The organism is Dietzia massiliensis (assembly GCF_018390595.1).
Taxonomy (GTDB): Bacteria; Actinomycetota; Actinomycetes; order Mycobacteriales; family Mycobacteriaceae; genus Dietzia; species Dietzia massiliensis.
On the sequence record NZ_JAHBAV010000073.1, the window covers coordinates 1 to 11,982 of the forward strand.

Annotated in this window: 11 protein-coding genes and 1 pseudogene; 6 read left to right on the plus strand and 6 right to left on the minus strand. The window is 70.9% G+C overall.

Annotated features, from left to right (window positions below):
- Window positions 1-277, minus strand: a 277-nt coding sequence (locus KHA85_RS14950; RefSeq protein ID WP_213186404.1) for a hypothetical protein, incomplete at its 3' end; no start/stop codon positions are given.
- A 427-nt stretch (window positions 278-704) separates the two neighbouring features.
- Here KHA85_RS14950 and KHA85_RS14945 point away from each other — a divergent pair.
- From KHA85_RS14945 to KHA85_RS18510, 5 genes are all read left to right on the plus strand, one after another.
- Window positions 705-2,156, plus strand: a complete 1,452-nt coding sequence (locus tag KHA85_RS14945; protein ID WP_213186405.1) for a hypothetical protein — start codon at window positions 705-707, stop codon at window positions 2,154-2,156.
- Window positions 2,157-2,236: 80 nt separating this feature from the next.
- Window positions 2,237-3,178: a PspA/IM30 family protein gene (locus KHA85_RS14940; protein WP_213186406.1), complete on the plus strand. Its 942-nt coding sequence runs from the start codon at window positions 2,237-2,239 to the stop codon at window positions 3,176-3,178.
- Between the two features lie 39 nt (window positions 3,179-3,217).
- The gene (locus KHA85_RS14935; RefSeq protein WP_213186407.1) at window positions 3,218-4,432 is read left to right on the plus strand and encodes an alpha/beta hydrolase; all 1,215 of its coding nucleotides are present in this window, start codon (window positions 3,218-3,220) and stop codon (window positions 4,430-4,432) included.
- A 35-nt stretch (window positions 4,433-4,467) separates the two neighbouring features.
- Complete coding sequence (locus KHA85_RS14930) at window positions 4,468-4,962, plus strand: SRPBCC domain-containing protein (protein WP_213186408.1); 495 nt, start codon at window positions 4,468-4,470, stop codon at window positions 4,960-4,962.
- 302 nt (window positions 4,963-5,264) lie between these two features.
- Complete coding sequence (locus KHA85_RS18510) at window positions 5,265-6,197, plus strand: DUF222 domain-containing protein (protein ID WP_213186409.1); 933 nt, start codon at window positions 5,265-5,267, stop codon at window positions 6,195-6,197.
- On the opposite strand, the pseudogene KHA85_RS18650 reads toward KHA85_RS18510, so the two are convergent.
- From KHA85_RS18650 to KHA85_RS14900, 5 genes and pseudogenes are all read right to left on the minus strand, one after another.
- Window positions 6,107-6,718 (minus strand): annotated as a pseudogene (locus KHA85_RS18650) (DUF222 domain-containing protein); the annotation flags it as partial. The gene KHA85_RS18510 and the pseudogene KHA85_RS18650 overlap by 91 nt on opposite strands.
- A gap of 302 nt (window positions 6,719-7,020) precedes the next feature.
- The gene (locus KHA85_RS14915; protein ID WP_213186408.1) at window positions 7,021-7,515 is read right to left on the minus strand and encodes an SRPBCC domain-containing protein; all 495 of its coding nucleotides are present in this window, start codon (window positions 7,513-7,515) and stop codon (window positions 7,021-7,023) included.
- A 35-nt stretch (window positions 7,516-7,550) separates the two neighbouring features.
- On the minus strand, window positions 7,551-8,765 hold the full coding sequence (locus KHA85_RS14910; RefSeq protein ID WP_213186407.1) for an alpha/beta hydrolase: 1,215 nt from the start codon (window positions 8,763-8,765) through the stop codon (window positions 7,551-7,553).
- A gap of 39 nt (window positions 8,766-8,804) precedes the next feature.
- On the minus strand, window positions 8,805-9,746 hold the full coding sequence (locus KHA85_RS14905; RefSeq protein WP_213186406.1) for a PspA/IM30 family protein: 942 nt from the start codon (window positions 9,744-9,746) through the stop codon (window positions 8,805-8,807).
- Window positions 9,747-9,826: 80 nt separating this feature from the next.
- Entirely contained in the window at window positions 9,827-11,278 is a 1,452-nt protein-coding gene (locus KHA85_RS14900) for a hypothetical protein (RefSeq protein WP_213186405.1), read from the minus strand.
- Between the two features lie 427 nt (window positions 11,279-11,705).
- Here KHA85_RS14900 and KHA85_RS14895 point away from each other — a divergent pair.
- A partial coding sequence (locus KHA85_RS14895) for a hypothetical protein (RefSeq protein ID WP_213186404.1) occupies window positions 11,706-11,982 on the plus strand: 277 nt, incomplete at its 3' end.

Below are 11,982 nucleotides of genomic sequence, written 5' to 3' on the forward strand. Positions count from 1 at the left end.
CAGCCAACGAACCGGTGTCCGGATCCAGCGACCCACCCGGCTCCGTCAGCTCAGCGAGGGAGCCGGACGGCAGAGTGCCCGGATCGGGAAGATCGGCCTCCTCCGAGCCCAACGCGAGACCAAGGTCGAGGGCCAGCTCGCCGGAGCCGAGGGCGGCGCCGAGATTCACGCCCAGCTCAGCGCTCCCCGTGCCCTGCGCGTTGGCAACACCCGGCATGGCGCCGAGGGCGAGACCGGAGGCCGCGATGACGGCCAGCATCCGCTTCGTGTTCTTCATAGGAATTGCCTTCCTTTGTCGTTGACAACCCGGCGACGGGCATTGACTCCCCCACGCCACCCGGTCCGGCATGTGGCTTTGGCCACCACCTTCGGATCGTGTCGTCACTCTATCGGAGTATTTCAAAGTCGCGTTACAGGGAACCCTTGGTTGGAACAGTTGAAGGGTCTACGTAACGCCAGAGGCAGCGGCACGGGTAGGCGCCCTCCGCGAGGTCGCACAACGGTTCTCGGCCGCCTACCTCGACATATGTTCTACCTGAGAAGTGAAATACAGCTTATTTACTCGCCGTGTAACTCACTTAGTGAATTTCCTCACTACTTCACCCCTGATTGCCGGATCGGGCACCCGGAACGGCCCCGCAAGCCCCACGACAGCGAAAGTTGAGGTTAACCTCGTATTACTGTCCCCGAGAACCAGGAGCGTCATGGCACCGAGCACGACCGGAGTCCTCTTCCCCACCGATTCCGCCGGAAACCGCTCCACGGGCCGACTGGCCAGAGAAGTTGTCGCCGACGCACTCGTCACCGTCGACCCGGCCGCAGCCGAACGCGTCCACCGCATCAAGGACTGGCGCAAGGGCTACATCGAACCCTTCACCGAGCTCGTGCGGGTCGGGGTCGACGACCCGGCGGCGTGGGACGGCGTCGCTCGAGCGGCGCTCGACTCACTGCAGTCCCGGATGGTCGGCGTGCACGAGGCGGACGGCCAACTGGTGGAGACCCCGATGACGGACTACCTCGCCGTCGTCACCCCCACCTCCACGCCCGGAACCGAGACGATCCAGGGCACGGCGACCCCCGTCCGCGAACTCTCCATCCCCTACCGCGGCGAGGAACTGACCGGCGACCTCCTCCGCGCCCGCCTCGATCGGTGGGTCGCGGCCGGCGTGATCGAACCCAGCTGCGCCGACGCGCTGAAACTCGTCCAGGACAACCCCGAGTGGCTCTCGCTCCCCGGCCGCGCGATGCTCGTCCTGGGCCTGGGCTCCGAGATGGGACCCGCCCGCCGACTCCTGCGGTGGGGCGCCGACGTCCTGGGCGTCGACCTCCAGTCGAGCCCCGCGTGGGACCGCTTCCGCGCCGAGGCCTCCACCTTCGCCGGCCGCCTGCACATCCCCACCGACGCCGACGGCCGCCCCGGCATCGACCTGCTCACCCAGCTCCCCGAGCTGGCCGCGTGGGCCCGGGCCGCCGCCCCCGCGCCGCTGACCGTGGGCAGCTACTTCTACGCGGATGGCGGGACCCACGTTCAGCTCTCGTCCGCGGCCGACGCCCTCGTCGTCGAGCTCCTCGGCGACAACACCGCCACCGCGCTGGCCTACCTCGCCACCCCGATGGACACGTTCGTCGTTCCCGCCGACGTCCGCGACGCCGCCTCGGCCGCGCTGGCGTCCCGGAAGATCACCGACGTCAAGCGGGTCGTCGGCGCGCTGACCCGCCACAAGCTGTTCTGCCGCAACTACCCCGCGGGTCAGGGGCCCGCCGTCCATGACGCGCTCGTCCCCCAGCAGGGCCCCAACTACACCCTCGCCAAGCGCGTCCAGCGCTGGCGCGCCACCACCGCGTTCGCCGACGGTCATACCGTCTCCGTCAACGTCGCGCCCGCCACGGACACCTACTCGGTCACCAAGAACAAGATCCTCGCCAGCACCTACAAGGGCGCCTACGCCTTCGGCATCGAGATCTTCCAGCCCGACACCTCCTCCGCCCTGCTCGCGGCGCTACTGGTCCACGAACTCCACGTGGGGCGCCCGCAGGTCGACGTGCAGTGGCAGCACGAGTCGTCCGGCGCCGCGTCCGGCGGATTGTGGCGTCAGCCCTACCTTCCGCGGACAGCCCTACCGGTGGCCGCGCTGATCGGTACCGTCAAGAGGTAGGAACACGCCGCACCGCGCGGCACCGCGCCAGACCGCACGAGACGCACCAGACCGACGCCGAGAGACCTAAGGACGCCGCAATGCCGAATCCCTTCGCCAAGGGCTGGAACTACCTCAAGGCCTCGCTGGACAAGACGGTCGACGACAACGCGGACCCCAAGGTGCTCGTCCACCAGGCCATGAACAACGCCCGCCAGCAGCACAAGTCGGTCTCCGACCAGGCCGCCGCGGTGATCGGCAACGCCAAGCAGCTCGAGATCGCCATGGGCACCAAGGCGCGCCAGCTCGACGAGGTGCAGGGCCAGATCCGTCAGACCCTGCAGGTCGCCGAGCAGGCGCGCGCCGAGGGCGACACCGCCCGGGCCCAGCAGTTCGACGCCCAGGCCGAGCAGCTCGCCGGCCGCCTCGTGGCGCTGGAGCAGGACCTGGAGAACACCCGCCAGCTCCACGGCCAGGCGGTGCAGGCCGCCGAGCAGGCGAAGCAGGCGGTCAAGGAGTCCGAGCACCGACTGCGCGAGACGCTCGCGCAGGAGGACCAGCTGCTGCTGCAGGCCACCCAGGCCGAGATGCAGCACCGCTCCACCGAGTCCATGGCCTCACTGCAGGGCGCCGGCGGCGGTAACTCCCCGACGTTCGACGAGATCCGCGCCAAGATCGAGGGCCGCTACACCACCGCGCTCGGCAAGCAGGAGCTCGCCGAGGCCACCGGCGCCCCGTCCACCGCCCAGCTCGACGCCGCCGCCTTCACCCGGGAGTCGGAGGGTAAGTCGAAGCTCGAGCAGATCCGCGCGTCTATGGGCCTGTCGTCCGGGTCCGATGCGGGCGCCGATCGTCAGCTGACGGACGGTGGCGAGCAGGCCGGCGCCTCGGGCCAGCAGGCCGGGCAGGCCAGCCAGGCCGAGCCGGCCGGCGCGCCCGAGCAGGCGGACCCCGAGGCCCCGCGCAATCCCGACGAGGCCACCGATCAACCGGGCCCCGAGGACCTCTCGGGGCCGACGTTGCCACGCGACACCAGGGAGTAACGCCCCCCGCGGGCCGGATCGGCGATCTATCGTTGATCGGTGCGGAGACTCCGCCGTTCCCACGCCCTTCCACTCCTGGTCCCGGCCCTCGCCGCCGCCCTCGTCGGAGGCGCGGTAGCGCCCGCCGCCGCGCAGTCGCTGCCGGCCGGATCGACGCCGGACATCGGCTCGGTGATGGGCTCGCTCGGAGGCAGTGTCGACCCCTCGAGCGCGGCCGCCGGCTCGGCGACCGTCGGCTCCACGGGTTCCACCGGCACGGACTCGCTGGTGGGGTCGGGCACCCTCCCCCCGCTGGGCACGGGCTCGCAGAACACGTCGGCCACCCCGCCTATCGGGATGGAGTCCGAGCCCGTCACCGTCTCCGAGGTGCGGCGGGTGGAGACCGGTGATCCGCTGGTCGCCGGCGGTGACCCGCGATTCGAGCGCTGGTGGGTCGCCTCCGAGTCGATGAACCGCGTGCTGCCGGTGGAAATCTGGCGCCCGGCCTCGGACGCGCCCGCTCCCATGCTCTACCTGCTCGACGGCGTGGACTCGCCTTCACCCAGCGGGTGGCTCCTGCCGGGCGGCGTCGACCGGATCTTCGCCGGCGAGCACGTCACGCTCGTCATGCCCACCCGCGCCGGCGGTTCCCTCCACGCCGACTGGCAGCGGGACGACCCGGTTCTCAGCCGCAACAAGTGGCAGACGTTCCTCACGGAGGAGCTGCCGCCGCTGCTCGAGGCCGGGGACATCCCCTTCAACGGCAAGCGCGGCATGGCCGGACTGTCGATGGGCGCGGCGAGCGCGGTGACCATCGCCGAGCGACGACCCGACCTGTACGAGGCCGTGGGCGCGATCGCCGGCTGCTACACCGCTCGCGACGACCTCGGGTTCATCCTCGCCAAGATCGTCGCCGAGACCCGCGGCGGCGACATCGCCAACATGTGGGGCCCGCGCACGGACCCCGACTACCTCGAGAACGACGGTCTGCTCAACGCCGACGAGCTCGCGGGCAAGGCGCTGTACTTCGCCACGGCCACCGGCATGCCCGACGCCACCGAGTGGGACCGCAACGGCCGCGACCTCCAGCGGTTCACGCAGGGTGCGGGCCTGGAGATGGCAACTCACGCCTGCACCGTGGAGATGGACCGGCGACTGGACGAGCTCGGCATCGACGCCCGCGTCGACTACCTACCGACGGGGTTGCACAACTGGGACAATTTCGGCCGTTTCGTGGCCCCGATGCGCGATACGCTGATGCCGGCGCTGCGCTGACCGCCGCGCGCGCCCTCCACCAGCGAGGAGTCGCCATGCCCACCACACCCACGGCCTCCGGATACCTTTCCCCGACGGGTGCGGTGGTGTTCCCGCGCCGCCTGCCGCTGTCCCGCGAGCAGGCGTGGGCGGCCGTCACCGACCCGACGCGCACGGCGCGGTGGATCGGCACGTGGTCAGGCGAGCCGGCGAGCGGCACCATCGAGATGACCATGTCGGCCGAAGAGGGCGCGCCGTCCGAGACCGTCGAGGTGCTGCGGTGCGAGGCGCCCGAGGTCCTCGTCCTGAGACTCGGTCCGGACGGGTGTGTGGTCACCGTGAGGATCGAGGGTGACGACGACGAGGTCATCGTCTCCCTGGAACAGGAGATCGCAGACGCCCGGTCCGCGTCCGACATCGGCCCGGGGTGGGATTTCTATATGGACCGGTTGGTCGAGGCAGAGGCGGGCCGGGATCCTGAGGCACTCAGCTTCAGCCCCGACTACCACCCCGGCCTGGCCGCGCACTACCGGGCGCTTCTCGGCGGCTAGCCTCGGTCCGCGTGTCTCCGTCGCCCTTCGCCGCGATCAGACGAGTTGGGACCCCATCGTGTCGTAGTGGGTTGCTAGTGTTCACTTGATCGAACACACGAGCGATAGTCGTCCGGTCGGGCGGCGATCACACCCACGCACGAAGGGGCGGTCACCGATGACGCGAGCACCACAGCCGCACCCAGACGGCTCCGCCGACTGTCCCGCCATCGCCGCGGCCGGCGCCGCCGCCGTGCAGGCCCTGTACGCCCGAGAACATCGCCGCCGCCGCCCGCCTGCGCGCCTGCTACCACCTTTACACCGTGTGCGAGGACGAGCAGGAACGGCGCGACCTGGCCGCCGGCTACGACCCCGAGATCGACCTGCGACCCGAGCACGCCGTCATCGACCCCTTCCACATCGCCTGCGCCGAGATCGTCGCCGCCTACGGCGTGCACAACAACCGCGCCCGCACCCTGCTCACCCGGGCCCGCACCCTGATCACCCGCTTCCCCACCCTGGTCGAGGCCATGGAAACCGGCCGCCTCGACGAGGACACCGCCACCCTGCTCGCCCGCCACATGCGCACCGTCGACTCCGCCCACCGCGGCCCCGTCCAACGCGAGATCATCGACTGGCTTATGGCCGCCATCGCCGCCGGCACCCGCCCCGGCCGCGACGCCATCCTGGCCACCCTCGACCGCATCATCACCGACCACGACCCCGCCGGCGTCCGCGCCCGCCGCGCCGCCGCCACCCGCGAACGCCACATCCGCCTGCGCCGCGGCACCGACGGCATGGCCGACCTGACAGCCCACCTCACCGCCACCGAAGCCTCCACCCTCTACGAGGTCCTGCACCGCGCCGCCACCGAACAGGCCACCCGCGACAAAAAGGCCCGCCTCCAGGCCGCCCGCACCGGCGGCGACACCGTCGACGCCGAGTACATCCGCAGCATCGACGAACTGCGCGCCGACGCCCTCGTCGCCGCCTTCCTCGACCCCACCGACCCAGACGACGCGGCCACCGCCCAGGACCCGAAGCGGGCCGCGGCCCGCTTCGGGTCCTGGGCGGTGGCCGCGTCGTCTGGGTCGGTGGGGTCGAGGAAGGCGGCGACGAGGGCGTCGGCGCGCAGTTCGTCGATGCTGCGGATGTACTCGGCGTCGACGGTGTCGCCGCCGGTGCGGGCGGCCTGGAGGCGGGCCTTTTTGTCGCGGGTGGCCTGTTCGGTGGCGGCGCGGTGCAGGACCTCGTAGAGGGTGGAGGCTTCGGTGGCGGTGAGGTGGGCTGTCAGGTCGGCCATGCCGTCGGTGCCGCGGCGCAGGCGGATGTGGCGTTCGCGGGTGGCGGCGGCGCGGCGGGCGCGGACGCCGGCGGGGTCGTGGTCGGTGATGATGCGGTCGAGGGTGGCCAGGATGGCGTCGCGGCCGGGGCGGGTGCCGGCGGCGATGGCGGCCATAAGCCAGTCGATGATCTCGCGTTGGACGGGGCCGCGGTGGGCGGAGTCGACGGTGCGCATGTGGCGGGCGAGCAGGGTGGCGGTGTCCTCGTCGAGGCGGCCGGTTTCCATGGCCTCGACCAGGGTGGGGAAGCGGGTGATCAGGGTGCGGGCCCGGGTGAGCAGGGTGCGGGCGCGGTTGTTGTGCACGCCGTAGGCGGCGACGATCTCGGCGCAGGCGATGTGGAAGGGGTCGATGACGGCGTGCTCGGGTCGCAGGTCGATCTCGGGGTCGTAGCCGGCGGCCAGGTCGCGCCGTTCCTGCTCGTCCTCGCACACGGTGTAAAGGTGGTAGCAGGCGCGCAGGCGGGCGGCGGCGGCGATGTTCTCGGGCGTACAGGGCCTGCACGGCGGCGGCGCCGGCCGCGGCGATGGCGGGACAGTCGGCGGAGCCGTCTGGGTGCGGCTGTGGTGCTCGCGTCATCGGTGACCGCCCCTTCGTGCGTGGGTGTGATCGCCGCCCGACCGGACGACTATCGCTCGTGTGTTCGATCAAGTGAACACTAGCAACCCACTACGACACGATGGGGTCCCAACTCGTCTGATCGCGGCGAAGGGCGACGGAGACACGCGGACCGAGGCTAGCCGCCGAGAAGCGCCCGGTAGTGCGCGGCCAGGCCGGGGTGGTAGTCGGGGCTGAAGCTGAGTGCCTCAGGATCCCGGCCCGCCTCTGCCTCGACCAACCGGTCCATATAGAAATCCCACCCCGGGCCGATGTCGGACGCGGACCGGGCGTCTGCGATCTCCTGTTCCAGGGAGACGATGACCTCGTCGTCGTCACCCTCGATCCTCACGGTGACCACACACCCGTCCGGACCGAGTCTCAGGACGAGGACCTCGGGCGCCTCGCACCGCAGCACCTCGACGGTCTCGGACGGCGCGCCCTCTTCGGCCGACATGGTCATCTCGATGGTGCCGCTCGCCGGCTCGCCTGACCACGTGCCGATCCACCGCGCCGTGCGCGTCGGGTCGGTGACGGCCGCCCACGCCTGCTCGCGGGACAGCGGCAGGCGGCGCGGGAACACCACCGCACCCGTCGGGGAAAGGTATCCGGAGGCCGTGGGTGTGGTGGGCATGGCGACTCCTCGCTGGTGGAGGGCGCGCGCGGCGGTCAGCGCAGCGCCGGCATCAGCGTATCGCGCATCGGGGCCACGAAACGGCCGAAATTGTCCCAGTTGTGCAACCCCGTCGGTAGGTAGTCGACGCGGGCGTCGATGCCGAGCTCGTCCAGTCGCCGGTCCATCTCCACGGTGCAGGCGTGAGTTGCCATCTCCAGGCCCGCACCCTGCGTGAACCGCTGGAGGTCGCGGCCGTTGCGGTCCCACTCGGTGGCGTCGGGCATGCCGGTGGCCGTGGCGAAGTACAGCGCCTTGCCCGCGAGCTCGTCGGCGTTGAGCAGACCGTCGTTCTCGAGGTAGTCGGGGTCCGTGCGCGGGCCCCACATGTTGGCGATGTCGCCGCCGCGGGTCTCGGCGACGATCTTGGCGAGGATGAACCCGAGGTCGTCGCGAGCGGTGTAGCAGCCGGCGATCGCGCCCACGGCCTCGTACAGGTCGGGTCGTCGCTCGGCGATGGTCACCGCGCTCGCCGCGCCCATCGACAGTCCGGCCATGCCGCGCTTGCCGTTGAAGGGGATGTCCCCGGCCTCGAGCAGCGGCGGCAGCTCCTCCGTGAGGAACGTCTGCCACTTGTTGCGGCTGAGAACCGGGTCGTCCCGCTGCCAGTCGGCGTGGAGGGAACCGCCGGCGCGGGTGGGCATGACGAGCGTGACGTGCTCGCCGGCGAAGATCCGGTCGACGCCGCCCGGCAGGAGCCACCCGCTGGGTGAAGGCGAGTCCACGCCGTCGAGCAGGTAGAGCATGGGAGCGGGCGCGTCCGAGGCCGGGCGCCAGATTTCCACCGGCAGCACGCGGTTCATCGACTCGGAGGCGACCCACCAGCGCTCGAATCGCGGGTCACCGCCGGCGACCAGCGGATCACCGGTCTCCACCCGCCGCACCTCGGAGACGGTGACGGGCTCGGACTCCATCCCGATAGGCGGGGTGGCCGACGTGTTCTGCGAGCCCGTGCCCAGCGGGGGGAGGGTGCCCGACCCCACCAGCGAGTCCGTGCCGGTGGAACCCGTGGAGCCGACGGTCGCCGAGCCGGCGGCCGCGCTCGAGGGGTCGACACTGCCTCCGAGCGAGCCCATCACCGAGCCGATGTCCGGCGTCGATCCGGCCGGCAGCGACTGCGCGGCGGCGGGCGCTACCGCGCCTCCGACGAGGGCGGCGGCGAGGGCCGGGACCAGGAGTGGAAGGGCGTGGGAACGGCGGAGTCTCCGCACCGATCAACGATAGATCGCCGATCCGGCCCGCGGGGGGCGTTACTCCCTGGTGTCGCGTGGCAACGTCGGCCCCGAGAGGTCCTCGGGGCCCGGTTGATCGGTGGCCTCGTCGGGATTGCGCGGGGCCTCGGGGTCCGCCTGCTCGGGCGCGCCGGCCGGCTCGGCCTGGCTGGCCTGCCCGGCCTGCTGGCCCGAGGCGCCGGCCTGCTCGCCACCGTCCGTCAGCTGACGATCGGCGCCCGCATCGGACCCGGACGACAGGCCCATAGACGCGCGGATCTGCTCGAGCTTCGACTTACCCTCCGACTCCCGGGTGAAGGCGGCGGCGTCGAGCTGGGCGGTGGACGGGGCGCCGGTGGCCTCGGCGAGCTCCTGCTTGCCGAGCGCGGTGGTGTAGCGGCCCTCGATCTTGGCGCGGATCTCGTCGAACGTCGGGGAGTTACCGCCGCCGGCGCCCTGCAGTGAGGCCATGGACTCGGTGGAGCGGTGCTGCATCTCGGCCTGGGTGGCCTGCAGCAGCAGCTGGTCCTCCTGCGCGAGCGTCTCGCGCAGTCGGTGCTCGGACTCCTTGACCGCCTGCTTCGCCTGCTCGGCGGCCTGCACCGCCTGGCCGTGGAGCTGGCGGGTGTTCTCCAGGTCCTGCTCCAGCGCCACGAGGCGGCCGGCGAGCTGCTCGGCCTGGGCGTCGAACTGCTGGGCCCGGGCGGTGTCGCCCTCGGCGCGCGCCTGCTCGGCGACCTGCAGGGTCTGACGGATCTGGCCCTGCACCTCGTCGAGCTGGCGCGCCTTGGTGCCCATGGCGATCTCGAGCTGCTTGGCGTTGCCGATCACCGCGGCGGCCTGGTCGGAGACCGACTTGTGCTGCTGGCGGGCGTTGTTCATGGCCTGGTGGACGAGCACCTTGGGGTCCGCGTTGTCGTCGACCGTCTTGTCCAGCGAGGCCTTGAGGTAGTTCCAGCCCTTGGCGAAGGGATTCGGCATTGCGGCGTCCTTAGGTCTCTCGGCGTCGGTCTGGTGCGTCTCGTGCGGTCTGGCGCGGTGCCGCGCGGTGCGGCGTGTTCCTACCTCTTGACGGTACCGATCAGCGCGGCCACCGGTAGGGCTGTCCGCGGAAGGTAGGGCTGACGCCACAATCCGCCGGACGCGGCGCCGGACGACTCGTGCTGCCACTGCACGTCGACCTGCGGGCGCCCCACGTGGAGTTCGTGGACCAGTAGCGCCGCGAGCAGGGCGGAGGAGGTGTCGGGCTGGAAGATCTCGATGCCGAAGGCGTAGGCGCCCTTGTAGGTGCTGGCGAGGATCTTGTTCTTGGTGACCGAGTAGGTGTCCGTGGCGGGCGCGACGTTGACGGAGACGGTATGACCGTCGGCGAACGCGGTGGTGGCGCGCCAGCGCTGGACGCGCTTGGCGAGGGTGTAGTTGGGGCCCTGCTGGGGGACGAGCGCGTCATGGACGGCGGGCCCCTGACCCGCGGGGTAGTTGCGGCAGAACAGCTTGTGGCGGGTCAGCGCGCCGACGACCCGCTTGACGTCGGTGATCTTCCGGGACGCCAGCGCGGCCGAGGCGGCGTCGCGGACGTCGGCGGGAACGACGAACGTGTCCATCGGGGTGGCGAGGTAGGCCAGCGCGGTGGCGGTGTTGTCGCCGAGGAGCTCGACGACGAGGGCGTCGGCCGCGGACGAGAGCTGAACGTGGGTCCCGCCATCCGCGTAGAAGTAGCTGCCCACGGTCAGCGGCGCGGGGGCGGCGGCCCGGGCCCACGCGGCCAGCTCGGGGAGCTGGGTGAGCAGGTCGATGCCGGGGCGGCCGTCGGCGTCGGTGGGGATGTGCAGGCGGCCGGCGAAGGTGGAGGCCTCGGCGCGGAAGCGGTCCCACGCGGGGCTCGACTGGAGGTCGACGCCCAGGACGTCGGCGCCCCACCGCAGGAGTCGGCGGGCGGGTCCCATCTCGGAGCCCAGGCCCAGGACGAGCATCGCGCGGCCGGGGAGCGAGAGCCACTCGGGGTTGTCCTGGACGAGTTTCAGCGCGTCGGCGCAGCTGGGTTCGATCACGCCGGCCGCGACCCACCGATCGAGGCGGGCGCGGAGGAGGTCGCCGGTCAGTTCCTCGCCGCGGTAGGGGATGGAGAGTTCGCGGACGGGGGTCGCCGTGCCCTGGATCGTCTCGGTTCCGGGCGTGGAGGTGGGGGTGACGACGGCGAGGTAGTCCGTCATCGGGGTCTCCACCAGTTGGCCGTCCGCCTCGTGCACGCCGACCATCCGGGACTGCAGTGAGTCGAGCGCCGCTCGAGCGACGCCGTCCCACGCCGCCGGGTCGTCGACCCCGACCCGCACGAGCTCGGTGAAGGGTTCGATGTAGCCCTTGCGCCAGTCCTTGATGCGGTGGACGCGTTCGGCTGCGGCCGGGTCGACGGTGACGAGTGCGTCGGCGACAACTTCTCTGGCCAGTCGGCCCGTGGAGCGGTTTCCGGCGGAATCGGTGGGGAAGAGGACTCCGGTCGTGCTCGGTGCCATGACGCTCCTGGTTCTCGGGGACAGTAATACGAGGTTAACCTCAACTTTCGCTGTCGTGGGGCTTGCGGGGCCGTTCCGGGTGCCCGATCCGGCAATCAGGGGTGAAGTAGTGAGGAAATTCACTAAGTGAGTTACACGGCGAGTAAATAAGCTGTATTTCACTTCTCAGGTAGAACATATGTCGAGGTAGGCGGCCGAGAACCGTTGTGCGACCTCGCGGAGGGCGCCTACCCGTGCCGCTGCCTCTGGCGTTACGTAGACCCTTCAACTGTTCCAACCAAGGGTTCCCTGTAACGCGACTTTGAAATACTCCGATAGAGTGACGACACGATCCGAAGGTGGTGGCCAAAGCCACATGCCGGACCGGGTGGCGTGGGGGAGTCAATGCCCGTCGCCGGGTTGTCAACGACAAAGGAAGGCAATTCCTATGAAGAACACGAAGCGGATGCTGGCCGTCATCGCGGCCTCCGGTCTCGCCCTCGGCGCCATGCCGGGTGTTGCCAACGCGCAGGGCACGGGGAGCGCTGAGCTGGGCGTGAATCTCGGCGCCGCCCTCGGCTCCGGCGAGCTGGCCCTCGACCTTGGTCTCGCGTTGGGCTCGGAGGAGGCCGATCTTCCCGATCCGGGCACTCTGCCGTCCGGCTCCCTCGCTGAGCTGACGGAGCCGGGTGGGTCGCTGGATCCGGACACCGGTTCGTTGGCTG

What these genes read in the sequence shown, in the direction of transcription:
- KHA85_RS14945 (WP_213186405.1), top strand. Translation starts at nt 705, where the DNA reads ATGGCACCGAGCACGACCGGAGTCCTCTTCCCCACCGATTCCGCCGGA.
- KHA85_RS14940 (WP_213186406.1), top strand. Translation starts at nt 2,237, where the DNA reads ATGCCGAATCCCTTCGCCAAGGGCTGGAACTACCTCAAGGCCTCGCTG.
- KHA85_RS14930 (WP_213186408.1), top strand. Translation starts at nt 4,468, where the DNA reads ATGCCCACCACACCCACGGCCTCCGGATACCTTTCCCCGACGGGTGCG.
- KHA85_RS14915 (WP_213186408.1), bottom strand. Translation starts at nt 7,515, where the DNA reads ATGCCCACCACACCCACGGCCTCCGGATACCTTTCCCCGACGGGTGCG.
- KHA85_RS14905 (WP_213186406.1), bottom strand. Translation starts at nt 9,746, where the DNA reads ATGCCGAATCCCTTCGCCAAGGGCTGGAACTACCTCAAGGCCTCGCTG.
- KHA85_RS14900 (WP_213186405.1), bottom strand. Translation starts at nt 11,278, where the DNA reads ATGGCACCGAGCACGACCGGAGTCCTCTTCCCCACCGATTCCGCCGGA.